21 protein-coding genes and 1 pseudogene are annotated in these 25,590 nt (G+C 41.0%); 13 read left to right on the plus strand and 9 right to left on the minus strand.

Going from position 1 to position 25,590, the window contains the following annotated elements; translation table 11 throughout:
* Positions 1-13 precede the first annotated feature (13 nt).
* Positions 14-1,933 (minus strand): DUF1565 domain-containing protein, encoded by a 1,920-nt coding sequence (locus V7K44_RS26405; protein ID WP_334935937.1) that lies wholly within the window; start codon positions 1,931-1,933, stop codon positions 14-16.
* A gap of 523 nt (positions 1,934-2,456) precedes the next feature.
* Between V7K44_RS26405 and V7K44_RS26410 the strand changes: the two genes are divergently transcribed.
* Both V7K44_RS26410 and thiS read left to right on the plus strand, forming a co-directional pair.
* Positions 2,457-3,572 (plus strand): thiamine phosphate synthase, encoded by a 1,116-nt coding sequence (locus V7K44_RS26410; RefSeq protein WP_334935939.1) that lies wholly within the window; start codon positions 2,457-2,459, stop codon positions 3,570-3,572.
* 63 nt (positions 3,573-3,635) lie between these two features.
* Positions 3,636-3,848 (plus strand): sulfur carrier protein ThiS, encoded by a 213-nt coding sequence (gene thiS / locus V7K44_RS26415; RefSeq protein WP_334935941.1) that lies wholly within the window; start codon positions 3,636-3,638, stop codon positions 3,846-3,848.
* Here thiS and blaOXA read toward each other — a convergent pair.
* Positions 3,845-4,756, minus strand: a complete 912-nt coding sequence (gene blaOXA, locus V7K44_RS26420) for a class D beta-lactamase (protein ID WP_334935943.1) — start codon at positions 4,754-4,756, stop codon at positions 3,845-3,847. The two genes, thiS and blaOXA, sit on opposite strands and share 4 nt — an antisense overlap.
* A 274-nt stretch (positions 4,757-5,030) precedes the next feature.
* A complete protein-coding gene (locus V7K44_RS26425) occupies positions 5,031-6,263 on the minus strand; it encodes a glycosyltransferase family 4 protein (RefSeq protein WP_334935945.1) in 1,233 nt (410 codons plus the stop codon).
* Positions 6,264-7,162: 899 nt separating this feature from the next.
* Between V7K44_RS26425 and V7K44_RS26430 the strand changes: the two genes are divergently transcribed.
* Both V7K44_RS26430 and V7K44_RS26435 read left to right on the plus strand, forming a co-directional pair.
* On the plus strand, positions 7,163-8,149 hold the full coding sequence (locus tag V7K44_RS26430) for a DUF1517 domain-containing protein (protein WP_334935947.1): 987 nt from the start codon (positions 7,163-7,165) through the stop codon (positions 8,147-8,149).
* Positions 8,150-8,807: 658 nt separating this feature from the next.
* A complete protein-coding gene (locus tag V7K44_RS26435; protein ID WP_334935949.1) occupies positions 8,808-9,188 on the plus strand; it encodes a calcium-binding protein in 381 nt (126 codons plus the stop codon).
* Between the two features lie 249 nt (positions 9,189-9,437).
* Here the strand turns inward: V7K44_RS26435 and V7K44_RS26440 are convergent, their stop codons facing one another.
* Both V7K44_RS26440 and folB read right to left on the minus strand, forming a co-directional pair.
* Entirely contained in the window at positions 9,438-10,718 is a 1,281-nt protein-coding gene (locus tag V7K44_RS26440; RefSeq protein ID WP_334935951.1) for a GGDEF domain-containing response regulator, read from the minus strand.
* A gap of 976 nt (positions 10,719-11,694) precedes the next feature.
* The gene (gene folB / locus V7K44_RS26445; protein ID WP_069073964.1) at positions 11,695-12,063 is read right to left on the minus strand and encodes a dihydroneopterin aldolase; all 369 of its coding nucleotides are present in this window, start codon (positions 12,061-12,063) and stop codon (positions 11,695-11,697) included.
* 167 nt (positions 12,064-12,230) lie between these two features.
* Here folB and menD point away from each other — a divergent pair, with 167 nt between their 5' ends.
* The 3 genes from menD to V7K44_RS26460 all read left to right on the plus strand — a co-directional run bounded on the left by menD (position 12,231) and on the right by V7K44_RS26460 (position 15,711).
* On the plus strand, positions 12,231-13,985 hold the full coding sequence (menD, locus tag V7K44_RS26450; RefSeq protein WP_334935953.1) for a 2-succinyl-5-enolpyruvyl-6-hydroxy-3-cyclohexene-1-carboxylic-acid synthase: 1,755 nt from the start codon (positions 12,231-12,233) through the stop codon (positions 13,983-13,985).
* Positions 13,986-14,152: 167 nt separating this feature from the next.
* Positions 14,153-14,380 (plus strand): helix-turn-helix domain-containing protein, encoded by a 228-nt coding sequence (locus tag V7K44_RS26455; protein WP_334935955.1) that lies wholly within the window; start codon positions 14,153-14,155, stop codon positions 14,378-14,380.
* 17 nt (positions 14,381-14,397) lie between these two features.
* A complete protein-coding gene (locus V7K44_RS26460; RefSeq protein WP_334935957.1) occupies positions 14,398-15,711 on the plus strand; it encodes a site-specific DNA-methyltransferase in 1,314 nt (437 codons plus the stop codon).
* On the opposite strand, the gene V7K44_RS26465 is transcribed toward V7K44_RS26460, so the two are convergent.
* Together V7K44_RS26465 and V7K44_RS26470 are read right to left on the minus strand one after the other, a co-directional pair.
* Entirely contained in the window at positions 15,686-16,546 is an 861-nt protein-coding gene (locus V7K44_RS26465; protein ID WP_334935959.1) for a hypothetical protein, read from the minus strand. The two genes, V7K44_RS26460 and V7K44_RS26465, sit on opposite strands and share 26 nt — an antisense overlap.
* A 291-nt stretch (positions 16,547-16,837) precedes the next feature.
* Positions 16,838-17,662, minus strand: a pseudogene (locus V7K44_RS26470) (DUF2887 domain-containing protein).
* Between the two features lie 141 nt (positions 17,663-17,803).
* Between V7K44_RS26470 and menB the strand changes: the two are divergent.
* Positions 17,804-18,637, plus strand: a complete 834-nt coding sequence (menB, locus tag V7K44_RS26475; RefSeq protein ID WP_334935961.1) for a 1,4-dihydroxy-2-naphthoyl-CoA synthase — start codon at positions 17,804-17,806, stop codon at positions 18,635-18,637.
* A 127-nt stretch (positions 18,638-18,764) separates the two neighbouring features.
* On the opposite strand, the gene V7K44_RS26480 is transcribed toward menB, so the two are convergent.
* Both V7K44_RS26480 and V7K44_RS26485 read right to left on the minus strand, forming a co-directional pair.
* Entirely contained in the window at positions 18,765-19,079 is a 315-nt protein-coding gene (locus V7K44_RS26480) for a hypothetical protein (protein ID WP_094349568.1), read from the minus strand.
* A 427-nt stretch (positions 19,080-19,506) separates the two neighbouring features.
* Positions 19,507-20,061, minus strand: a complete 555-nt coding sequence (locus V7K44_RS26485) for a DUF721 domain-containing protein (RefSeq protein ID WP_334935963.1) — start codon at positions 20,059-20,061, stop codon at positions 19,507-19,509.
* Between the two features lie 195 nt (positions 20,062-20,256).
* Here V7K44_RS26485 and V7K44_RS26490 point away from each other — a divergent pair, with 195 nt between their 5' ends.
* The 5 genes from V7K44_RS26490 to V7K44_RS26510 all read left to right on the plus strand — a co-directional run bounded on the left by V7K44_RS26490 (position 20,257) and on the right by V7K44_RS26510 (position 25,431).
* A complete protein-coding gene (locus V7K44_RS26490; RefSeq protein WP_334935965.1) occupies positions 20,257-21,618 on the plus strand; it encodes a hypothetical protein in 1,362 nt (453 codons plus the stop codon).
* 322 nt (positions 21,619-21,940) lie between these two features.
* Positions 21,941-22,690, plus strand: a complete 750-nt coding sequence (locus tag V7K44_RS26495; RefSeq protein WP_334935967.1) for a PspA/IM30 family protein — start codon at positions 21,941-21,943, stop codon at positions 22,688-22,690.
* A 162-nt stretch (positions 22,691-22,852) separates the two neighbouring features.
* Positions 22,853-23,629 (plus strand): PspA/IM30 family protein, encoded by a 777-nt coding sequence (locus V7K44_RS26500; protein WP_334935969.1) that lies wholly within the window; start codon positions 22,853-22,855, stop codon positions 23,627-23,629.
* Positions 23,630-23,803: 174 nt separating this feature from the next.
* Positions 23,804-24,139, plus strand: coding sequence for a thioredoxin family protein (locus V7K44_RS26505; RefSeq protein ID WP_094349563.1), 336 nt, complete (start codon positions 23,804-23,806; stop codon positions 24,137-24,139).
* A 59-nt stretch (positions 24,140-24,198) separates the two neighbouring features.
* Positions 24,199-25,431 (plus strand): LL-diaminopimelate aminotransferase, encoded by a 1,233-nt coding sequence (locus V7K44_RS26510; protein ID WP_334935971.1) that lies wholly within the window; start codon positions 24,199-24,201, stop codon positions 25,429-25,431.
* Positions 25,432-25,590 lie beyond the last annotated feature (159 nt).

Genomic DNA, 25,590 nt, shown 5'->3' on the forward strand with positions numbered 1-25,590 from the left:
GCCCAATGCCCAATTAATTCAACGGCTCCATAATGACTCTTAAACCTTTGCTAGAGAGTGTTTTGAGCATTTCTTTAGCGTTATATTCACTACTAAATACTCCTGCTTGCATAACTCTTTGACCTTGCCAAACTGTGGGAAACGCACCAGGAGCAAGGAATTTTACTAAATCTCGATCCTTATCAGTTGCAAGTGGCACTACTATCCGATAACGTACACCAAATTGTCTTGCAGAGTTACCACTATCGGGAATACTTGCAGAACTTGTTTGCAGATTGCGAGTATTAACAATGGGGATATTGCGATCGGGAAGTGGTAAAAGTGCTGAAGCACCAGTTTCTAACATTGGTAATGGCTGCCGTGTTTGATTCCTCATACTTGAAGCTGGTGGCTGTGCAACTGAATTGGATGGGGACTCAGGGGCAGTAAACTCAATGGTATTAGGATCGATCCGCACGTAATTTAACTGTGGTGTATCAGGTGGCTGTGCGTTAATTGGTATTTGTCTACCTGACAAGCTGCTAGGAGTAGGAAATCCGGCGACGCTAGAAGTGGGTGGTTGTTGATTGGATATAGGCGGGGAAGGCGGTACATTATTTGCTGGCATTAATGGCAGCAGTTGACTGTTTAATTGCCCAGAAACAGGATTATTTGCTGAAATGCTGTTGCTGGTTTGCCCATTAGTAGTTTCAGAGATTTCGGGAGCCGAGAAGGAGATTTCCCCAGTTGGTGGTATTTGTCGTAATACGTTGTTGGGAACTGGTTGAGAATTTTGGGTTGCTAGTGCTGTTGTACCATTAATATCTACCTTGCCAGTGATGCGATCGCTCACAAGGTTGTTACCAGCAGCAGAAATCACCTGTTTAGCAGCGCTGGCGTTAATGTCGTAGCGGGCATTATTTTGAAATGTATTACCTCCAGGTTCCGATGCACTACCCAAATCTGGCATTGCTTGAGCGATCGCAACTAAACCATCTTCTTTATTATCTTGAATAATATTATTCCGCAAAATCGGGCGGGCATTTGCTTGCACCACAATTCCCGATCTATTGTTCTGAATTTGATTACCTATAAGTATAGGAGCAGCATTTTGAGCAATATTAATGCCAAAACCCGTTTTGTGAAAAACATTCTCTTTGACTTGGGGACTGGAATTACCGGCAATTGTGATGCCATTGGCTCCATTGCGATCGAAGTAATTCTTACTAATGGTCGGTGCAGCATTACCACAGACAGAAATCCCATCTTGAGTACTGCCAGTAAATGTATTTTCTGCGACTACCGGATTACTAGATTCAATCCATAAACCGTAACCACGAGGATTAGAGTTCGTCACCGTCACCCCAGTAAGCAAGGCTTGGTTTGCTCCAACAATTGTGACATTTTGGCCGGCAAAGCTCCGACTTAGGTAATCACCGCCTCCTTGAATAATAATGTCTTTACCTTGATTGCTGGGGTTGCCTTGAATTGAAATACCCGGTTTCAGTATTAAGGGAAATTCCTCTCCTGTCTCGGCGCTATAAGTGCCGGGGGAAAGCATAATTACAGTATTAGCGTTAGCTAATCGCAAGGCTTGGGTAATCGTCTTTATGGGAGCGGATTCGCTGCCATTGCCTGCCTTGTCATCTCCAACACCAGGGTTGACAAATAGCACATTAGCCTGAGAAGGTGTTTTCTGATTCAGAGGCGCTGAATCTGGTGTCGATGGCATCTGAGCGATGCCTTCTCTACGAGAGGCTGCGCCAACGGCGAGTTCCGCTAACGCACTATCCAGGCTGATACCCAGAAACGCTATACTTGCCGCCCCCATACCTACAGTAAAAGATAATACTGAAAAACTAAAAAATAAAAGCCTTGCTGATTTCAGAAACTTCAGCTTTCGAAACAGAACATTTACTCTACGGTACTCAGTAAACACACGAGGAAGAATCATATTTAACACGACTCCTTATAAGTAATCATAAATTCTTATACTCTCTAGAGAGTATTATGTCGATAATATTACTCATATATTGACCGATTGGCGATATTTAATACATAGTAATAAATGATATTAGACATCTCCAGAAATTAATTGTGCGTTGCCCAAAATAATTTGTAGGCACAATTCATAAATTGTGCCTACGTCATTTTCATTCTTATATCTATTTAAATATAAGAATGAAATTAAATATGCGTTATCCAAAACCCTTGTAGAGACTAGCAGTATTACGTCTCTACAAAGGTTTTAGATAATATATCTATTGTGGATTTTCTGGTGTATTCCCTTTTGGCAGTCTTTTGTAAGCTTGTTGTCTATCGTAAAACACTTGACTAAGCTCAGTGCGAAACTGTAGCCTCAAACTACCCTTATCACTGTCTATAGGAACATGGGATAATTTACCGTAACCCTCACTACTACGTTGTTTTGCGTAGATTCCGCAAAAATTAGTAAAAAAAAGCAAATTAATTAACTTATGGTTACTAGGACTTATGATAATTCACACTTCGATGAAAGCACTAATGGGGTTGTTGTAATGGTCGAGCCATACAGCCAAAAAGAGCAAATACAGCAAGTTGTTTACCGCATTTTAGATGCCAATTTAGATCGCGCTCGTGAGGGCTTGCGAATTATCGAGGAATGGTGTCGGTTTGGGTTGAATAATGCCCAGTTGGCTCTTGAATGCAAGCGGCTGCGACAAGAAGTAGCCAAGTGGCATACCTCCGAATTGCGGGCGGCGCGAGATACACCGGGCGATCCTGGGACTGAATTAACCCATCCTCAAGAAGAACAACGAGCTAGTATAAAATCGGTCTTGCAAGCTAACTTTTGCCGGATAGAAGAAGCATTACGGGTATTGGAAGAATACAGCAAGCTATACCAGCCAAATATGGCTAAAGCTTGTAAGCAGATGCGCTATCAGGTTTATACCCTAGAAAGTAGTTTAATGGGTCATCAGCGCCATCAATTGTTGTGGCGATCGCATTTGTATCTTGTGACTTCCCCACATGAAACTTTGTTGAGCAATGTCGAGGCTGCACTCAAAGGTGGATTAACGCTTTTACAGTACCGCGATAAAACCGCCGATGATTCTTTGCGTCTAGAACAAGCGAGAAAATTACGCCAGTTATGCCACATCTACGGTGCTTTGTTTATTGTTAACGATCGCGTGGATGTAGCTTTAGCTGTCGATGCCGATGGGGTGCATCTGGGACAACAAGATATGCCTATTACTGTTGCTCGGCAATTACTGGGTTCGCAACGTCTGATAGGGCTTTCTACCACAAATAAAGAAGAAATGCAAGCAGCAATAGCTGAAGGTGTAGATTATATTGGCGTGGGGCCAGTTTATGAAACTCCCACGAAAGTAGGTAAGGCAGCAACAGGGCTAGAATACGTCAGCTATGCCGCCAAAAATTGCTCAATTCCTTGGTTTGCGATTGGCGGAATAGATGCCAATAATGTCAATGATGTGATCGATGCTGGAGCAAAACGTGTAGCGGTGGTGCGATCGCTCATGCAAGCCGAACAGCCTACCCTCGTGACACAATATTTGCTCTCCCAACTTAATCGCATTAAACCAGAACTCTAAAAGAGTCATTTGTCATTAGCCCAAAGTGAGTAACCAATACCCCATTCCCAATTCCCCACATTTATGTCTAACGAGATTACGATTCAGGTAAATGGGGAAACCCATAGCTGCTCATTTCAAACTTCTTTACCCGACTTACTCCAACAGTTGGGTTTTAACCCCCGCTTGGTGGCTGTAGAATATAATGGCGAAATTTTACACCGCCAGTTTTGGCCGCAAACAAAAGTACAGCTAGCCGATCGCTTAGAAGTGGTAACTATTGTCGGAGGTGGTTAGTTGATTTGAGCCAGCAAGCCCAAATCTTTAAGGCTGCGTCGTGTAATCTCGATGCGGGTGGGTGCATCCTCTGCTTTAAGCATATCAAGGGTTGTGGCGAAAAAATAGACGTTTTTGTTTTGCTCTAAATAACCCACAAACCAACCAACATTTGGTTTGCTACTCGTTAACCATCCCGTCTTTCCTCGCAATGTGTAATCTGGAGTTTGTTCGCGGATCATAATGTCTTTGACAAGATTTATTGTCCGTTGCGAGAAAGGCAAATCGCCTTGATACAACCTTTGCAAAAACTTAATTTGCTCTTTGGGTGTAATTTGTAATAGCTGCTGTTGTAGCCAAAAACGATCGATATCTGCGGCGATACCAATTTTACGGTTCCCGTAACCTACTTTGTTAATAAATTGCTGCATCCGTTCATATCCAGCCCTACGTGCTAGTACTTGGTAGAACCAAACAGTTGAATCTTTAAAGGCTTGACGCAAATTTGTATCATGATTCCAGGCATCAATTTCTCGGTGAATTCCATCCCAAGTGAGAACTGCCACATCATCGGGAAGTATACTTATTTCTAAAGCTACCAGCGCGTTAAAAATTTTGAATGTTGAAGCTGGAGCAATCGCTGTTGCATTACGTTGAGGATTGTGTTCATAGATGCGGTTATTTTTTGAGTCGTAAATCAAGATAGAGCCTTCACGCCCAAATTCTTGAAAATGTCGCCCGAAATTTGGTGCTTTAACAACAGGACGTTCAGATGAAGTTGAAGCAGGTTGAGCCACAACATACATTGTCCCAAAGGCGATCGCACTTACAACAGCAAGACATCCAATGACTGTAAATACAAAAGATTGAATTTGGCGCTTTGCGTAACGCCGAAGGTATTGCTCTATACGAAACCAGATATTTTTCATTGCACATTTAATCACATCACAAGCGAGATTTTACACTGCAATCTTGCTCATTTGTGAAGCAATTTGGTAGAGACTTTTTATAAATAAAACTTATAGCAAATTACCATTGTTAGTATTTTTTGAATTTTCTGATTTAGGACTGCTATAGCAAGAATTGCAAACCACAGATCCCGGACTTATTAAATAAGTTGGGAATCTTGTTGAGCGCGAATGATTTAGGATTGCTGTAGATTACTGGAATTAGATTTTGGTGATTTCTCAATGTGCATTCATTTCACAAAATTGCGTTTTTTACCTCTGATTTATAAAGCGATCGATGAAGGGTTCTACGCTTGGCTAATTCTTTACCTTTACGACCGAGTTGCTCGCGTAGTTGTTGGTCTTTGCACAACCGATTGAAAGCTTGAAAAACTTCATAACCAGAATTGGGATTAACCAGTATGCCATTTTCTTCATGGTGAACTATGTCTAAAACACCGCCTAAACGAGCCGCAATTACAGGCTTACCGAAGTAACTTGCTTCTAAATAAGCCATACCAAAACCTTCCATATTATTAGGTTTAGTATCCGATAAAGTCAGCATGGCAAATATATCACAAGCTGCATAATAACCTGCTAATTCTCGCTCTGGTACATATCCGGCAAAGTGAACGCGCTTATCAACTCGCAAACGATGCGCCAGAGATTTCAGTTCCGATTCACTTGACCCTTCACCGCAGAGTATATAGTGGACATCAACCCCAAAAGTTAGCAATATTGGGATGTTATCAATTACTCTGTCAAAACCTTTATGTTTTACTAATCTGCCGATGGAGAGAATAACTATTGCTGAATCGGGAATGTTGTATGCCTGACGCACGCGAACCCGTAAATCATCAAGACTACTGGGACTGGCTACATTATTACCAAATTTTTCTGGTCTGATTACGGGGTTAATGACGTGGGTAGGAGTATCTAATCGGAAAGAAGTTCTAAGGTAGTCTCTTGTATAAGAACTGTTACAAACAATACCTTCAGCGCGTTTGAGTGTTAATTTAAATAGCGATCGCAGCACGGGATTGTGTAAAGTACAAAGAAGATCGTTGCCGTGCAGATAGATAAAAAAGCGAATAGGTAACAAATAGCTCAATAGCAACAGTGAAGGAAAATCATAGCCGTGGCCCCACTCTATATAACGATAGTGATAGCGAAAATAGAGTTTCATTGCTAGGACAAATGAGCAGACGATATTGACCAAAGGCTTTAGGATATTTCCCACATAGCCGCTACGCCAGCATCTAGGATAATACCAGCGATACACAGGAAATTGTTGACCTTCATCAAATACTCGATCTCCTGAGCAACTAGCTGCCAGCACAATTACTCGTTCTGGATCTTGAAGACAGCGATTGTAGATATATTCCCCAATTACAGCTTCTTTCGGCATGAAAATCCGGGATATAACTAGGATATCTGGGTATGCAGCTTTGTCTCTGATTTCGGCTGTTAGTTGAGAAATATGTTCCATAATAAAGTTGATGACTATATTTCAAATAGTTTTTAATATTTACAATTAGGATTACTTTCAAAGCCATCATTATTATTTTATTTCTTTTAAAACGAATTTGGTATACAAATTTGAAGCCTATTTTAGAAGATTAGTCAGGAAGATTGTTTTTTTATTGTGTTGATTTTATTTTTGTTGCAAATCTCTCATTATTTGAGAGTTTCTGTGCATAATGAACAAAAAATCAAAGGTAACACTTGTAGCGAAATTGCTCAGTGAACAATTACTGCGAAAATTCCGAAATTTAGCTACGTTCAATAGAATATCCTAAATATTTGGACTGTTGTGCCAAAATGGCAAAATTTTTGTAACTATTTAGTAGTGATATGATGTCTATTTAGAATGACTGACAAGTATTACAGACACTTTACGATCTTCTGTGTATACGTAATTTTTTAGCGCATAGATGTATTAATGAATGCTATTGACGTTAGCAAGGCGTTTTGCCCATGCTAAATATTGAGTAATCAGTTCAGAAGTAGTACTACTTATTCAGTGAAGGATTAAAAAAATTAGTCAAAATAATCACTAAAAATTAAAATCATCTGTATAATTCAAAACTGTAGTCTGAAACTACTAGTCCAAGGCATAGTAAACCATTGCCCGTAGGCGTAGCCCATCGTAGACATCGCAATTTCTTGGAGGATAAACATGTCTTCAGGTACGGTTCCCCAGTCGAGAAATCCCCCCTGCGATCGCTACTTCCCCAAGATAAGACGCGGTAAATTGAATATGTAGCCTCTAAAAGTGAATGCTACAAAGTTGCTTGTTACGGGCTAGCCTTAGCGACATCCTGCAACACTACTCCCAAGAACGGGAGAGATCATAAATAATAATTCCGTTTTTCAAGCGATTGTCTTATGCGTAAAAAACTACAACAAACCATCAAACCGCTGTTAAAAACCTTCTTAGCCCTAAGCTTGGTGCTAGCTTTGGCTCTTGGTCACGCTGATGGCGCATTAGCAGCCCGCAGTGGGGGTCGTATCGGTGGTGGCTCCTTTAGAATGCCTTCCTCCAGCCGCACCTATACACCGCGGACTTATGCACCTCCTGGTGGGGGCGGATACTATCCTGGTGGTGGTTTTGGTGGTGGCTTTGGCTTTCCCTTCATAGTTCCCTTCTGGGGTATTGGGGGAGGATTTGGTGGTATATTTACCATCTTAATTTTCTTGGCGATCGCTAATTTCTTACTGCAAACTTTCCGCCGCGTCTCTAGCGGTGAAACTCCAGAAGCAGATTACAGCAGTAACTCTCCTGTTTCTGTAACTCGTTTGCAAGTAGGTTTGTTAGCTCAAGCTCGTGAATTGCAAAATGAACTCAACAACATTGCTGAAACTGCTGATACTAACACCCCAGAAGGCAGAGCAGAAATTCTCCAAGAAGCCAGCCTAGCTTTACTCCGCCATCCCGAATACTTTGTATATGCAGGTGGTGGCACTCAACAAGCCAGCTTGAATTCAGCTGAAGGTCAGTTTAATCGGCTGTCACTGGCAGAACGCAGCAAGTTTAGCGAAGAAACTCTTTCTAACGTCAACAACCAGCTCAAAGCAGCCCTTGCCAAAGAAGCTTTACCTCAGGCTGGTGAACTCGACAACCCCACCCGCCTATTTACCGAAGGCCCTGGTGAATACATTATCGTCACCTTGCTCGCGGCGACACTAGGTAAGTTTGAAATCCCTACAGCTATTAATAGTGCTGAGGATTTGCGTCAAGCTTTGCGGCAAATTGGTAGTATCCCTAGCGAGAAGCTTCTAGCAATTGAAGTTCTTTGGACTCCTCAAGCTGAAAATGATACGCTCACATCTGATGATGTGTTAGCAAATTATCCTGATTTGAGACTTGTTTAATCTCTGATAAATTTTGCGCTTGAGCGTTAAGAAAAACTTTGCATCTTGGTGCAACGAATAAGTTCCCTTTAAGAACAATAATTAGAAAACCGCTTGTCAATGACAAGCGGTTTTTTGTAGAGTTTATATCCCAAATAATTAGTTATGATTTCCACAGTCATTTCACGCCCAATACTTTTCGGATAAACCCAACAATCTCTGTTTTGATCTGGGGAAAGGTTAAAAAGAAGGGGTAAAGGTAAATTCAAACCCTTAACCTTTCCCCCAAAACCCGAAAAGTATTAATTTCACTCCACCTTGCCCTAAGAGGATGTTTTAAAAGTGGTCAGATGTAATTTTAGGCACTTCTAGATCCCCCCTAACCCCCCTTCAAAAGCGGGGAACCGGAATCAAAGTCCCCCTTTTTAAGGGGAGCCACTGCGGTCTTGGGGTCTCCCCAAGTGGAGCAAGTGGCGTGGATTTAGGTGGATCTAAAACGTTTTGTTACCGACCAAAGAACTTTTAAAACATCCTCTAAGAGTTTGCAAAGAGGGAATTAAAAAGTGGGGTTCTTAGAGGTGAATAAGTAATTAAGCGGACATAATAGATATATTTAAGTATGATTTTAGAAACATTTTGGTAGTATTATCAAAATGAATTATACGCAAAGTGTTATCTTATGCCTAGTGTTGAAGCCGACGAAAACCGAGAGCATCGCATTAAAACGGAGATCATTGTAGATGCTGAAGACAAAGAAGACCGGGCTATGGGTTGGTACTACTACCTCGAAGAGACTCTGAATTTCCCCTTTTTGGCTAAATGGACTAAGAAGGGACGCAAATCAGGTGCTATCGAGGAGAAACAAGTCGAAGTACTGGGAATGGCCCCAGATGATGAATGCCTAAAAGATATGTTTGTAGAGGTTGCTTATATTAATGGTAAGGATGATGATGTATATTCTGCAAAATTATCTGAAGTAGTAGCCATTGATGCTGACAGTGAAACTCAAGAAGCGATCGCAGACTGGCTCTATTGGATTGCTAGAGGTTATAAGTTTTGAAGAATAATGCAGAATTCAGAATTCAGAATCAAAGTGGCAAGCTTAAACCTATTTTCAGCCTTCGCCTGAGCGCTTGTCTAAGTCCGCCAGTCATAAAGAATTCAATTCTGTCAGCGGATAGCTAAGGTTTAGCCCATTCTGGCTACTGACTCCTGAATTCTGTTTTTCGGTTTTTTCCATGACAGAATTATAGGGCTTCTCGGTTGTATACCATAACCTTAGTAGCGCCTAGAGTATCATATTCCATCTTTAACTAAATATGGCATAAGTAGCTTTTCCCTGGCGTTTAGCTTGGTACATAGCAATATCAGCATCCCGCAGCAGAGTTGTCGGCTCCTCATAACTACTAAAATTCCAAGTAATACCAATGCTCGCTGTAGTAGATAATTGATATCCATTGAGATTCACTGGCAATCGTAAGGAGTCTTGAATACGTTTGGCAACATTGGTAGCGTCGGTAATGTCTTTAATATCCTCCAAAAGAACAGTAAACTCATCACCACCAAATCGTGCTACAGTATCGCCACTACGTAAGCATGACTCTAAACGTCTAGCGATCGCTACTAAAAAATCATCCCCTATTCCATGCCCAAAGCGATCGTTAATCTCTTTGAAGCCATCTAAATCCAAAAATAAAACTGCAAAATAATAATCACTTCTGCGTTTGCTACGTTCAATGGTTTGTCTGAGCCGATCTAAAAATAAAACACGATTCGGTAATTCTGTTAGCCCATCATAAAATGCATTGCGGATCAGTTGTGCCTCTGTCTGCTTACGTTTAGTAATGTCTTGAAAAACTAAAACCGCGCCAGTAATATTGCCATCTCGATCGCGGATAGGTGCAACATTATCCCCAATCGCTATTTCTTTGCCATCTTTGGTAATTAACGTACAGTTTTCTGGTAAATTGAAAATTTCACCTGCTTCGATTGCATAAGTTGCTAAATTTTCAATTTTTTCTCCTACATCTTTATTAACTAAGTTAACGACTTCTATTAAATCTTTCCCCAACGCTTCACTTTGCTTCCAACCAGTGATTAGTTCTGCTATGGGATTCATCATTTCAATACAACCATTTGCATACGTCACAATCACTGCACAACCCATACTATTAATAATTGTCATCAACCTCTGTTTTTCTTCGTATAATATTTTTTTGCTCTGATGTTTGTACAGGGTCATTTCAATCACAAAATGTAAATCACTTTCAATAAATGGTTTGGCTATGTAACTAAAAGGCTCACTTAGCTGATTTTTATCTAATGTTTTATATTCCGAATACTCCGTTAGATATACTACAGGCACATGAAAGTTATTCTGAATAATATCAGCTACGTGGAGACCGTCTATTTCAGCTAGACAGATATCAATTAATACTAAATGTGGATGAGTTTCTGCTACCTTTTTTATTACCTCTTCACCAGATTCAGTTATTTCTGATACCAAGTAACCTAACTTTTGTAAACTTTTTCTAATATTTGAGGCTATATTTTTTTCATCCTCAACAACTAGGATTTTGCGGGCGAACATGTTACGATAACCTGTTTGCTAAGGTTCAGATTCTTGTTGTCAGTGTCAACTCAAGTCAAAAATGCTTATCTTATCATAAACAATCTCTAACTACCCTGTATTCTTGCTTGATAGTAATACTGACTAATGGTAAATAGCATCATGTTATTAATTTCCGGCAATTTGTATGCTTATCAAAGCTAATTGTGATTAATTCATTTAGCTAATATGATGCTAATAACCTCAAATTCAAATTAGAATGTAATTATCAAGCACTTAAAAACTGATTTAAAAATGTATACAATAATTCTTTATTGGGAAAGTATAAATACTAAGTATAATATCTCTATACAAATTAATCAAGAATAAAATTTCATAAAATCACAGTATATTACTTTAATATAAGTTAAAAAAATCTAGTTCGTGTCGTACGTAATATACTAATATACATACACCGAATTATTATTAATTGTTACCTGTAATTAAAGAGTTTAATACTACTTTATCTATAAAAAATATATTTTATATTATATGAGGTCTAGATTACGGTCTAAAGCTGTCTGAAATCTTTAATGATGAGTAAAGTCGTATTAATTATAAATGTTTATATAAAAACCGTAACTTTAAAAAAAGTCTTAGTTTTCTTGTAATCGCATGGCAAGCGTAAATATGTGCAATAAAAAATTAATTATGTTTCTTAAATCTCGATAGTTGAGATATTTTTAACTGCACTATTTTAGCCTTGCCATGCCACTACGCGTATTTTAAAAATAAAATACTAGCCCTATCGCTTCTGGTTAATACTTAATCACAATTCCTGTCCTCTGAAAATATGCAAGTTAAATGTTCATCAGCAGCTCGCGGTGTTTTTTAGTAATCAACAGGTGCTGGTAGCAATGGCAGAAAAAATTCTCATTATGAGACAGTTCCAAGCTCGACGGAAACCCCCTGTTCTTTGCTAGCTGATAGATATTGCAAAAAAACACACTGTGTGGATTTAAAGATTGGACTTACTTTTAGTCAGTTCAATGCTAATTTTGCCACCAAAGTCTGGAATAGGTGCAGCAGGTTTGCTGAGAGTGACTTGGACTTTTGTTACACGATCGCACTCTTGGAGAATAGAATCTGCGATCGTTGTTACCAATTTCTCCACCAAAACAAATTTAGACGTTTTGATCAGATGTTGTATCAAGCTAATGACGCTGCGATAATCTAAAGTGTCTTCGATCGCGTCAGTCTTGGCTGCTGTGGAGATATCCAACCATAACCTCACATCCACCTCAAACCATTGTCCTAGCACCTGTTCTTCTGGTAGATACCCAGTGTAGCCATAGCCGCGAATTCCCGTTAAATGAATGCAGTCCATAAAAGTTTGAGAGCAAATTGTGCATTTTGTAGAAAGTTCAGCAAGTTTGGTTGGAGATTTTCTTTCCCAGAAACTCGCGTGGCGGTGATTGAAGCCAACTCCGCATTGATGGATTTTAAATTGAATTTCCCTAGACAAAATCTAAAATTTAAGATTGTTTTATAGCTATGTTTGATTTAATGCCGATCGCTTATAGGAATATTAATCAACTTTGGGCTTATATTTTAACAGAGACACTAAGGCGGTTGGGATTGACTTGTGCCATCATTTGCCCCGGATCGCGCTCTACACCGTTAGCGATCGCTTTTGCTCAACAAGCACCTGAGATTGAAGCGATTTCCATTCTTGATGAACGTTCCGCCGCCTTTTTCGCTTTAGGACAAGCTAAAGCAACCGGACGCCCTGTGGTACTAGTTTGCACCTCTGGTACAGCAGGAGCAAACTTTTATTCAGCAGTAATAGAAGCCTCGTATAGTCGCGTACCACTGTTGATATTAACCACCGATAGACCCCCAGAATTGCGAGATTGTCACTCTGGGCAAACTGTAGATCAATTGAGATTATATGGAAACTACCCAAATTGGCAAACAGAGTTAGCCTTACCCTCTGCTGATGTGGGAATGCTAGCTTACCTGCGACAAACGGTAATTCATAGCTGGGAAAGGGCGCAAACTCCTACAAAGGGGCCAGTACATTTGAATATTCCCTTTCGCGATCCTTTAGCGCCTCTGCCTGATGGAACTGATTTGAGTTATTTGCGATCGCAGTTTCACCCAGAAGACTTTTTCGCAGGAATAGCAAACCCATACCCTATGCCCCCTTCGCCATTCCCAATTCCCAAAGAGTGGAAAGAATGCGATCGCGGCATTATCATTGCAGGTGTTGCACAACCACAGCAACCAGAGAAATATTGTAGAGCGATCGCGCAACTTTCCCAAACTCTCAAATGGCCTGTGCTAGCTGAGGGACTCTCCCCAGTCAGAAATTACGCCGAACTCAACCCCTATTTAATTTCCACTTATGACCTGATTTTGCGAAATCAGCAACTAGCAAAGCAGTTAGCGCCCAAAATGGTGATTCAGGTGGGTGAAATGCCTACAAGTAAAGAACTGCGTACCTGGATAGATGCAACCCAGCCGCGACGCTGGATAATTGACAAGAGTGACCAAAACCTAGACCCTTTGCACGGGAAGACGACGCATTTACGGATATCTGTAGAAGACATAAAAGTGGAGGAGGGAAATTTATCTTTATCCTCAGACTATTTGCAGCAATGGTGTGATGCAGAAGCCAAGGTCAGGTTAGTTGTTGACCAGACGATGGGGAAAATAGATGAAATAATCGAGAGTAAAGCAGCTTGGTTAATTTCTCAGATTTTACCACTAGGAACGCCACTGTTTATTGCCAATAGTATGCCTGTGCGGGATGTGGAGTATTTCTGGAAACCGAATAATTTAGGAGTGCGATCGCACTTTAACCGGGGTGCAAATGGCATAGATGGCACATTATCCACAGCATTAGGAATTGCCCATCGCCAGCAAAGTAGTGTGATGTTAACAGGAGATTTAGCTCTGTTACATGACACCAATGGTTTTTTAATCCGCAATAAGTTTGTCGGGCATCTCACAATTTTGTTAATCAATAACAATGGTGGTGGTATTTTTGAAATGTTACCCATTGCTAAATTTGACCCGCCATTTGAAGAGTTTTTTGGCACTCCTCAGGATATTGATTTTGCTCAATTGTGCGCTACTTATAATGTGCAGCATGAATTGATTACTTCTTGGGAGCAGTTACAGCAAAAATTAAACCCACTTCCAACTAAGGGAATTCGGGTTTTAGAGTTCCAGACAAATCGTAAAAAAGATGCCAAGTGGCGACAGGATAATTTACGGAACTTTGCCGCAGATGTTGTAATTTAACTCTGCCATTAGATATTACTGAATAGCGAGATGCAAGGTATTAATTTTGTGAAATGTTTATGGTGTCAAAATTAAAAGTGATTTATATAAGCGTTTCAAGTACTGGTGGTGCTGCTGAAACTTGCAAAATATTATAATTAGTAGTACAATAGCGAATTTAGCGACAAATGCGACAAGATATAGAACATCATAATAATGAGAGTGAAGAAGATATTTCGTTTTTAACAACTATTGAAGTATCTGAACTTCTTCGTGTTCACCAAAGAACTGTACAAAGATGGATATCATCAAATAATCTTAAAGCTACAAAAGTGGGGCCAAGAATTTGGCGTATAAGACAAAAAGACTTAGATGAGTTCTTACAAAGAAATAACAGTAGAAAACAAGCAGAATAAAATATTAATTAACTCAAATGGCAACAGGAATACCTAGTCGAAATAATCGTAAAAGTCAAAAAAAATATATAATTCCTTTTCATCTAGAATATGAAGGAAAAATTCCTATAGAAGATATATTAAAAAGTCCTGTAGCCAAGTTACATCGCATAATAAGTATAGATGAACATCCAAGAAATAGACTTATCTATGGAGATAATTTAAGAGTTCTTAGTTCATTCTTGAACGATGATACTATCGCGGGTAAAGTTAGTTTAATTTATATTGACCCCCCCTATGCAACAGGGAGTAGTTTTGAGTCTCGTCAAAGAGACCATGCTTACCACGACCTAATGGAAGGTGCGGAATACTTAGAGTTTTTACGTCAACGACTAGTTTTATTAAGAGAACTTTTATCAGATGAAGGTTCTATTTATATACATTTAGATGACAAGATGGCTTGTGCTGTCAAAATTATAATGGATGAAATTTTTGGTTCTAAAAACTTTCGCAATTTGATTACCAGAAAAAAATGTAATCCAAAAAACTATACACGTAAACAGTACGGAAACACCTCTGACTACATTCTATTTTACACAAAAACAGATAATTATATATGGAATCAGCCTTTTAACCCTTGGACTGAAACTACTGCAAAGAAAGAATATCAATATGTTGAAAAAGAAACTGGAAGAGTTTATAAGAAAGTTCCTGTTCATGCACCAGGTGTAAGAAAAGGTGCAACAGGTCAACCCTGGAGAGGAATGCTACCTCCTTCTGGTAAACACTGGCAATATACTCCAGAAACTTTAGACGAAATGGATGCACGCGGAGAGATTTACTGGTCACCAACAGGGAACCCAAGAAGAAAAGTTTATTTAGATAATAGCCAGGGCATTTCAGTCCAAGATATTTGGCTTGACTTCAAAGATGCTCACAATCAAAATATAAAAATTACTGGCTATCCAACAGAAAAAAATCCAGATATGATCAAACGAATAATTCTAGCCTCATCTAATGAAGGAGATATTGTGTTAGATGCATTCGCTGGAAGTGGTACTACTGCTGTTATAGCTGAAGAGTTAGGTAGAAAATGGATAGCTATTGATAATTCCCAACTTGCTATAGCTACAATAGTTCAGCGTTTAGTTAAAGGCACAGAAGCAATGGGTGACTTCATTAACGGAAATAGTTCCGCTAAACATGAACAAAAGTGCTTAATAGGTATAAATAGAATCTTACGAAGTGGTCTAGATTTATATATTGAAGAAACACCAGAATTAGAGTTTATCTCTGATACTGTAATACATGATTGGGATAGCAAACTCAACTTTCAAGCCAATCTTGTGTAAATCTCTCATCAAGCATTTTCAGAGTGCATACCATTATTTTGCCACTACCATAACTTTCTAGACGAGCGTAATCATTCCACATAGATCCTAGTAGTAATCCTGGGCCATCATTCAAAAAAAATATTTTTAAAGCCACTTTATATGTATCAGCATATCTGAGAATATCAGTTGCTTTATCTCGATTTCCACCAGTCCGATCATCTTCTTGAGAACCTCCTCTATCAGAGTCATAACGAGCAAATCCAACTACTAAGGGGGTTCCATCTAATCTAGATATAAAAATATCTGCTGGAGTTTGAGCTTCCCAATTATCCAAAACCTTATCAAGCATTACATCTTTTCCAGCACGAACTGGCCCCCGAATTATATAGTTTTTACCAAATACTCTGTCAAACCATAAGAAAAACGCTTCTGTCAAGTCATAGCCTTTTTGCCCCCGTTTACTCTGTTCTAAAAGAAGAGCCATCAGAGTTTCATCGGGTACAGGACGACTTTGCAAATTTTTTCTAACTTCTTCTAAGCTACGAAATCTATCACCAAAATCGTTAATTATAGTGGGAATATCACGTTTTTTCTTGGTCATTTCTACAGTCGTATCTGGTGATACATACCTCCGAAATACTCTAAGAAGTTGAATACGTAAAGGATCTGGGTCTTTTGTAATAATTTCAAGTAAATTTGCAGAGTTGGTTGCTTCGTCTACCAATTCTATGAAACGCTCCAAAACTTTCTCGTAGAGCATTTTAGCTTCATCTAAAGAATCTGGGTAAAATGGTGAGTCAAATATGGTAATCCACTTAGATGCAGTTACTTTGTAGCTACTGAATGAATTCAAATTACAATTTCCCTCACCATAATCGATACAATCTTTTAAGTATAAAACACATAACTCTATAAAAAAACTCAAAAGATAATCCTTTCAACGTCCCTCAGCAATTTCACTAAATAGTCGTTTTAACAGTCGGAGGATGAGCGATCGCACTTTTTCTTCCACCGCTTCTGATATACTTGCGTGTCTGCAAATGCTTCTTCACTTCGAGAAACTTTATTTGTAGCCATCATTATTTTATGGAGTGCGTAGGCATAGCCCACCGCAGGTATCGCTCTCCTCGTCTGCGGGTGAAACTTACCCCCTTACTTCACCTTGTAACCACCCTTCCAAATCAGCAAGAGTAGAGAAATCCAACAAAGCATCACCTAAAGCTTCCAACTGTTCGACCGATAACCCTTGAATCTGGGACAGAAGCGCATCAGGAATTGTACCCACAAGTCGCTTTAACTGTCGTAAAACGACCTTTCTTTCTCCTTCTTCCTTCGCTTCCCGAATAGCTCGTGGTTCTTCCAAATTCAGTCCCAACATTGCTGCAATCTCCTCTCGACTAAGCTTAGAAAACTTGTAAACAATAATCGTCGTCACTAAATCAATTATCGCTTGCTCGGATTGTTGCCGTGCTTGTTGTAGCAAAAACCGTGCCCCTTCCATTGCTTCTGTTTCAGAAGTAACATTTGTCAGCAACATCAAACCTAATCCCAAAGGTTGTTCTCGCAAATCCCCCAACTCATCCAGATAAACCCGCCTGATTTGACCACTTTCCAGCAAAGCGCGGTGAATCGAAGAGGAAGAAGGTTCCAGGCTGCGAGAACCAAAAATTATGACTCCAAACCAGTCATCGTAACGAATCGAGTTGCGGTAGAGAAACAAAAACAATTCGCTGAAGAAGCGGTGATACAGGTCTTCGTCCTTCTGAAACTGCACTTCAGCAAAAAAGACGGTTTTGGAAACTGCATTCACGGGAGGTAAAAACACTCCATCAATCCGAAACGCGGTTTCTTTCACTTCAACCGATTCAAACTAGTAGTTTTCCGCTTCTGGAGGTGGTTCATCTACTAATTCAAACAGCAAACCGGGAAATTGCTTAAATAATTTGTAGAAGATGGTGTCACGTCGCATTTTTATTCCTCAACACCCAGACGATTACCAGATTGTAAAGGCTTGAGATACCAAATTTAGCGTAGGCATAGCCCACCGTAGGTATCGCATGTCCCTACGTCCGCGATAAAATTCTCAAGCACAACAGCGCACTCCATACCAATGCAAATTAACTGGCAAACGGCCAAAACCTACGAAGATATTCTGTATCAAAAAACTGATGGCATTGCGAAAATCACCATCAACCGTCCCCATAAACGCAATGCTTTCCGTCCTGAAACAGTCTTTGAACTGTACGACGCTTTCTGTAATGCTCGTGAAGATACTACTATTGGTGTTGTTCTATTTACTGGCTATGGCCCACACACTGATGGCAAATATGCCTTCTGTTCTGGTGGCGATCAAAGCGTGCGGGGACATGGGGGTTATGTGGATGATACTGGCATACCGCGCTTGAATGTGCTGGACTTACAACGGCTGATTCGTTCGATGCCGAAAGTGGTGATTGCTCTAGTAGCGGGATATGCGATCGGTGGTGGACACGTCCTACACTTGATTTGCGACCTTACCATCGCCGCAGATAATGCCATTTTTGGACAGACTGGCCCGAAAGTCGGCAGTTTCGACGGTGGTTTTGGAGCTAGCTATCTCGCCCGCGTTGTGGGACAAAAAAAAGCTAGAGAAATTTGGTTTCTCTGCCGCCAATATGATGCACAACAAGCTCTAGAAATGGGCTTAATTAATTGCGTTGTCCCAGTGGAACAACTAGAAGCGGAAGGTATTCAATGGGCGCAAGAGATTTTAGAAAAAAGTCCGATCGCAATTCGATGTCTTAAAGCCGCCTTCAACGCTGATTGTGACGGACAAGCTGGTTTACAAGAACTCGCTGGGAACGCTACCCTACTTTATTACATGACAGAAGAAGGATCTGAGGGCAAACAAGCCTTTCTCGAAAAGCGGCCACCAGATTTTCGCTCTTTTCCTTGGCTACCATAGAATTGCAAAAATCGCATCTCATTAAAGGGTGCGATTTTTGTAGATATCAACTTTTACAGCACTAAAAATCTTAAAAACAAATCTTATGTTAAATGGACTACAAACTCAGTCCAGTAATAATGGATGACTAAATGACCACTGCTTTAGTTTTTACCTGTTCAGATATGGAGGCAGCTATTTCCTCTAGAGGGGCAAGAGCAGCATTATCGAAATCTGAGGCTAAAGATTGACAAGATGTTAAAACTGGAGCTGCATCTGGTAAACCCCAAGCATCTTCCAAGGTTTCCCAAGAAGGTGCAAAAGGTGGGAGTGCCAAAGAGCAAGCCTTCCAAGTCGCTTGAACTGGTGCGCCCAACTGCTGGCACGTTCCACCACGACGGCCTTCTGGCTGGTAATGACGGCAATATCTACAGGCAGATGCTAAAACTTTAATAGGTTTCATTCGGATTCATCTTTAGTGTTGTTTCTGGCTGAATTTCATCTTTATATTCTGCTTCTATATATAAAGACGGAGAAAAGCCAAAAAGTCATTATTTTCTATAGGTTTCAGCGATCCCAAGTAAAAAATAAACTTCAGGATATTTTTATAATCTTGTTATATATTTAAATAATCAGTAGAGCAGTTACATATAGATATTGTCTAAAACTTATTAGGGATCAAGAATAAAAGTAAAGCTTTTGATTTGTCCAGCCTTTTAAGTTCTTCCTTAAGCCATCCTTAAGGCATAGAATTTTAGATAAATAGTCTGCTTTAGTTACCACATTCGGCAGATTTTAGCGATAAACTATATCTTTTCTCAAGAATTAGAAAGATTTGATGTAATGGCAGCAAATTATTTCAGGATAAACTCTGCTCAACGGATAATTGCTCAACTATTTTGCTTTGAAAACTGTTTAGCAGCACAGACAGAACAGACTTCCCATCGCTGGAGTTCACCGCGAGGGGTGGGAGATTGACACTGGGGACAAAGGGGTAAGCCATGCGATCGCGATCGCACAATTTTCGTCCAATGTCCAAAAGCCGCATTTACATCTTTAGTGGGTGCAGCATCAGGGCGGCTAATCTCATCACCAAGGTAACTGGGATGCTCATGAGGCGAAACCGTTTGTTGCTGTTTTCTCTCCACCGACGGATTCTGCCAGCTAGCAGTAGAGAAGCGAATATCAACCAAAGGCGTTGGCAGCCTTTTATTCAACTTTAAAAGTAGAGATGTGCGACCAAAAGTCAGGTTTTGCGCCCAAGCAGCACTAGAAGTTGCTACCGACAAAACATCACGCTGAATCGATAATGGTCGAGTATTTGCGGCAACTACTGGGCCAACAACTTCTGCCCAACACTTGAGCAGACCTTGAAATGGTTGCTCCTGCCATTTAGCCTGCTTTTCCAGAATCCTTAAAACATCATTAATTGATTTCAACGACATTATTCAAAGTGGGGAGTGAGGAGTGAACAAGGGAATAGGATAGGGTACAGGTTACAGGTTACAGGGTGCAGATTATTCCCTATCACCTGTCACCTCTTCCCCAATCCCCAATGTATTTAAATAATTTCCGCTACTATTGTCACAAAATATATCTAAAAGTTGATTCCAGTAATCTACGTTTGAGGCACAAAGGCAATGACTCAAAACCCCCTGAACGACTCCAATACTCATCAATCGTCTAAAACACCTGGGTTGAAACCAGTACTAGCAGCAGCACTAGCAAGTTTAGAGGTGCCGCTAGATCAAGAATTAGCTCGATACCGACGCACGCGAACTGGTTTGGTGTCATCTAAGCAGTCCCGTGTTGCAAGTTACATCAGCGGACAACCCCAACCGTTAACTACCATTTCGACAATATTGGGCGCAACTCAGTCATCAGCAACGGAAATAAAAATCAACGTATCGCCTGCATCTGTACCCGTGAATCCTGAGATGAATCCAGCGCCAGCTACGGCAAAAATTGATGTCTCACCCGCATCTGTAGCTGTGAATCCTGAGATGAACCCAGCACCAACTACGGCAAAAATTGAGGAACTGAATAATCTTAATGTGCCCTCAACCTCCAATGCAGCTAAAACACAAACTCAACTCCCACCACCCCCACCCAACTTTAATAGCAGCATCGTGCCAGCGATCGTTAAAAATACTAAAAGCGAAAATCACTTGCAGACAGATGATAGCCCCAAGCACCCAGATGACTATTTAGAATCTAGTGAAGCACTGTTGCGAAGTCTGACAGAAGAACAACCAGAAACCAAGAAACCAAGCACTTCTAGCGACAGTCTGCTATCACCTTTGGGTATTGGCTCCATGTTGCTGCTATTGGTGGCTAGTCTGATCTTGGGTTATGCAGTCTTCAATCCCAAAAGCTTGCCACAATGGAATTTAGGCAATTTATTTAACGGCAACTCCTCTCCCACACCAGAAAATACTGAGGAAGTTGGGAGTAATGTCCAACCTCAAATTCAGCCACCAAGCACATCTATACCCAAATATCCCAATCTAGCTACTGAAGAGTTTCCTGAAGTAAGAGATCCCAATGATGTAGTTGGCTTAAAACCCAAAGTCCAACCAACCCCCGCTGTAGTGCCTAATCCAATTGTTCCCCAAAACCCTGCAAATCCTCAAGGGGCATTTTCTAACCCCAATACAGCCCAACCGACTAACCCGATCGCTTTAGCACCAGTACCGACGCTAAAATCCTTGCCTCCCCTGAATTTACCTCCCACTTCACCGACAAAAACCTCGCCCAAGCCAATCGCAACGTCACCAAAGCCAGATGCAGAAATCAAGCTAGGAACAGATGGGTTTTATCATGTAGTGATAGACAATAAAGGCGCAGCTTTTGCCTCAGCACGGCAAGTAATTCCTGATGCTTATTTATCGCCTAACAAAGAATTGATTTATCTAGGTGCTTTTAAAACTAAAGAGCAAGTAAAACAACAGATGAAACTGTTAGAAGCGAAGGGAATCAAGGCACGAGTTCAACAGCCATGAATTGCAAAAATCTACGATACCATGAGATAACAGTCCTGAGTCAATAAGTGCTGAGTGCTGAGTTGTGTTAGCGGATAGCTAGGGTTTAGCCCGTGCTGAGTGGTAGAGACAGAATATTGTTTGTTTACGACCCCACAACAAAAAATATTATACTCAAAACTTTTATCAGGCACTCAGCACTCCATAACTACACCTATGACAAAAAATATTACTATACTCAGGACTTTAATTAGGCACTCAGCATATAACTAAATTCATTACTCAGCACGGGCTAAACGCCCTGCTAACAGCACTCAGAACTGGATTTCGTTGGAGAGCCGATATGGAATTAATCAAGCGTATCCTGCGGGTGATTCGCGCTAATCTCAATAGTTTAATCGGTGGTGCAGAAGATCCAGAAAAGATTTTGGAGCAAGCTGTTTTGGAAATGCAGGAAAATCTGGTGCAGTTGCGGCAGGGTGTAGCACAAGCGATCGCTACCCAGAAACGCACTGAACGACAAGCAGCGGCCGCTCAGTCTCAAACGGAAGAATGGTATCGCCGCGCCCAATTGGCACTGCAACAAGGTAATGAACCTCTAGCACGTGAAGCTTTGACTAAGCGCCAAGCCTATAAAGAAACCACTACAGCCCTCTTTTCGCAGATAGAGCAGCAAAACGAGATAGTTGCTAGGCTAAAAAAGGATATGCGATCGCTAGAGTTAAAAATTGCCGAGGCGAAAACTAAAAAAGATATGTATATTGCCCGCGCCCGTTCTGCTGAAGCGTCTTATCGCCTCCAAGAAATGCTCGGCGGAGTTTCTGCTACTAGCAGTCTGAGTGCCTTTGAGCGCATGGAAGAAAAAGTTTCACAGATAGAAGCTCAATCAGAAGCGATCGCTCAACTTAGTAGCGACGACTTGGAAACACAATTTACTTCTTTGGAATCTAATAATGTAGATACCGAATTGGCAGCGATGAAGGTACAGGTTTTCAAGCAGTCAGAAAACACACAGCACAAAATCCTAACCGAGGAGAGCCAAAAGACAGAGCAGCCTCCCCAACAGCAGTTACCCAAAACTCACGATTCTTAAAGTTCTACTAATTACCCCAGTTTGGCGATATCTTAACAATTAAGAGTTGTTAGGAGGTACTGATTCAAACTGGAAAGATTACATTGAAATAGGTAGCTATAAAAAAGTAAAAAAGCTAACTGTCCAACAAAAAGCGTAAATCACACAAGGAAAAACAAAGTTATGGGATTATTCGATCGCATTAAGCGAGTAGTTAGTTCTAACCTCAACGACCTGGTTAACAAAGCCGAAGACCCCGAAAAAATGCTAGAGCAAGCCATCCTGGAAATGCAGGAAGACTTGGTACAGCTGCGTCAGGGAGTAGCCCAGACGATCGCAGCCCAAAAACGCAGTGAGAAACAGTATAATGATGCTCAAAATGAAATCAATAAGTGGCAACGCAATGCCCAACTAGCGCTGCAAAAAGGTGATGAGAACTTGGCGCGACAAGCTCTAGAGCGCAAGAAGACTTATACAGACACCAGTGCTGCCCTCAAAGCTAGTTTAGATACTCAAAGCACCCAAGTTGAAACCCTCAAGCGCAACTTAATCCAGCTGGAAAGCAAAATTTCTGAGGCTAAGACCAAGAAAGAAATGCTCAGAGCTAGAATCACTACTGCCAAAGCCCAAGAGCAACTCCAAGGTATGGTGAGTGGGATGAATACCAGCAGTGCAATGGCTGCCTTCGAGCGGATGGAAGAAAAGGTCTTGATGCAAGAAGCTCGGGCCCAGTCAGCAGGAGAGTTAGCAGGTGCTGATTTAGAAAGCCAATTTGCTCGGTTGGAAGGTAGTAGCGATGTTGATGATGAATTAGCAGCTTTGAAAGCACAAATGTTACCACCCGCAGCTCCACAAAATCAAGCCCAACTGCCACCGCAACAACAAACCACTACTCCTAAATCTAATGAGGTGGTTGATGCCGAGTTGGATTCCCTACGCAAGCAATTGGATCAACTGTAAAATTGACAGAAAACTTATTTAAGCTAGTCCCACACCTGTTGGCTGTGGGATTTTACGTCATTAGTCCATAATTAACAATTCTAATCACTATAAATTATTAACTATGGACTATTGACGACTTTGGGATAAAGTATTGTGTGTGCCAACTTTGATCGCCACCTGATGGAGACTGCAATGAGTAAGGCTGTAATCACCATAACCGATGCTGAGTTTGAAACCGAAGTGTTAAAAGCCGAGCAGCCTGTATTAGTTTATTTTTGGGCTTCCTGGTGTGGGCCTTGTCAATTGATGTCGCCCGCGATTAACTCCGCTGCCAGCGAATATAGCGATCGCCTCAAAGTCGTTAAAATGGAAATTGACCCCAACCCACTGACTGTTAAGCAGTACCAAGTGGAAGGTGTACCCGCCCTCAGACTATTTCAAGGACAGGAAGTTTTGATATCCACCGAGGGAGTCATCGGCAAAGAGAAATTATTTGCTCTTCTAGATACCCACTTAAATAGTAATTAGTCAATAGTTCATAGTTCATAGCAAATGACCAATGACCAATGACCAATGACTAATGACTAATGACTAACATACAGTTTGCAAAACGTTTACAACCCCTAAAATCTAATGTATTTGCTGATATGGACAGAGCCAAGGCAGTCGCTTTGGCTGCTGGCCGAGAGGTAATTGATTTGTCGTTGGGGTCTTCTGATTTACCAGCCGAGGCACACGTCATTGAGGCGATCGCCCAATCTCTCCACGATCGCAGTACCCACGGCTATTTGTTATTTAACGGTACCCAAGGATTTCGCGAAGCCGCAGCCAACTGGTACGAACAAAAATTTGGTATCAAAGTCGATCCTCAAACTGAGGTACTACCTTTAATTGGTTCTCAAGAAGGCACAGCCCATTTACCCCTAGCAATACTTAATCCAGGAGATTTTGCCCTGTTGCTCGATCCAGGTTATCCCTCCCATGCGGGGGGAGTTTACCTAGCCAGTGGTCAAATCTATCCGATGCCACTACTGGCAGAAAACGGTTTTTTACCAGTGTTTGCTGATATTCCTGCCCCAGTCTTGGCCCAGTCGCGGATGATGGTATTAAGTTATCCTCATAATCCCACCGCTGCGATCGCACCTTTATCTTTCTTCCAAGAAGCTGTCGCCTTCTGTCAACAATACAATCTCGTCCTGGTTCACGATTTCCCCTACGTAGATTTGGTGTTTGGGGAAACTGAGGACTGGATCAATTCTTTTCCCAATTCAAAATCCAAAATCCAAAATCCAAAATCCTTAGTCCCTTCAATTCTGCAAGCCGATCCAGAGAAAAGCGTCTCGATTGAATTTTTCACCCTTTCCAAGTCCTACAATATGGGCGGCTTCCGTATTGGCTATGCCATCGGTAATGCCCAGTTAATTAACGCTTTACGCCAGGTAAAAGCCGCCGTTGATTTTAATCAGTATCGGGGAATTTTGAATGGTGCGATCGCTGCCCTAACAGGCCCTCAAGCTGGCGTAAAATCTGCTGTCACCACCTTCCAGGGGCGGCGTGATGCTTTTATCAGTGCTTTACACCGCATTGGCTGGAATGTTCCTACTCCCCAAGCCACAATGTACATCTGGGCAAAATTGCCCTCACCTTGGAGTGAAAACTCCGTAGAATTTTGTACTCAGCTAGTTAAACAAACTGGTGTCGCAGCTTCTCCAGGTGCTGGCTTTGGCAAATCTGGAGAAGGGTATGTCCGTTTTGCCTTGGTGCATGAGCCACCTTTGTTAGAAATTGCTGTAGAAAGAATGGCTGAGTTTCTTCATTAAATTTCTTCTCAAGCTGAACGCCAAGGATTTTTAGTGGCAAAGTTTACAAATGGAACATACGGTAGGGGCACACATTTGTGCATCCCTACTAATTACCGTATTGTACTGAACTTAAAAATATTGCGTTGTAATTTTTTGCGACTATAGAATTTGACTAAA

The sequence above is a fragment of the Nostoc sp. genome, from assembly GCF_036917235.1.
Lineage (GTDB): Bacteria > Cyanobacteriota > Cyanobacteriia > Cyanobacteriales > Nostocaceae > Nostoc.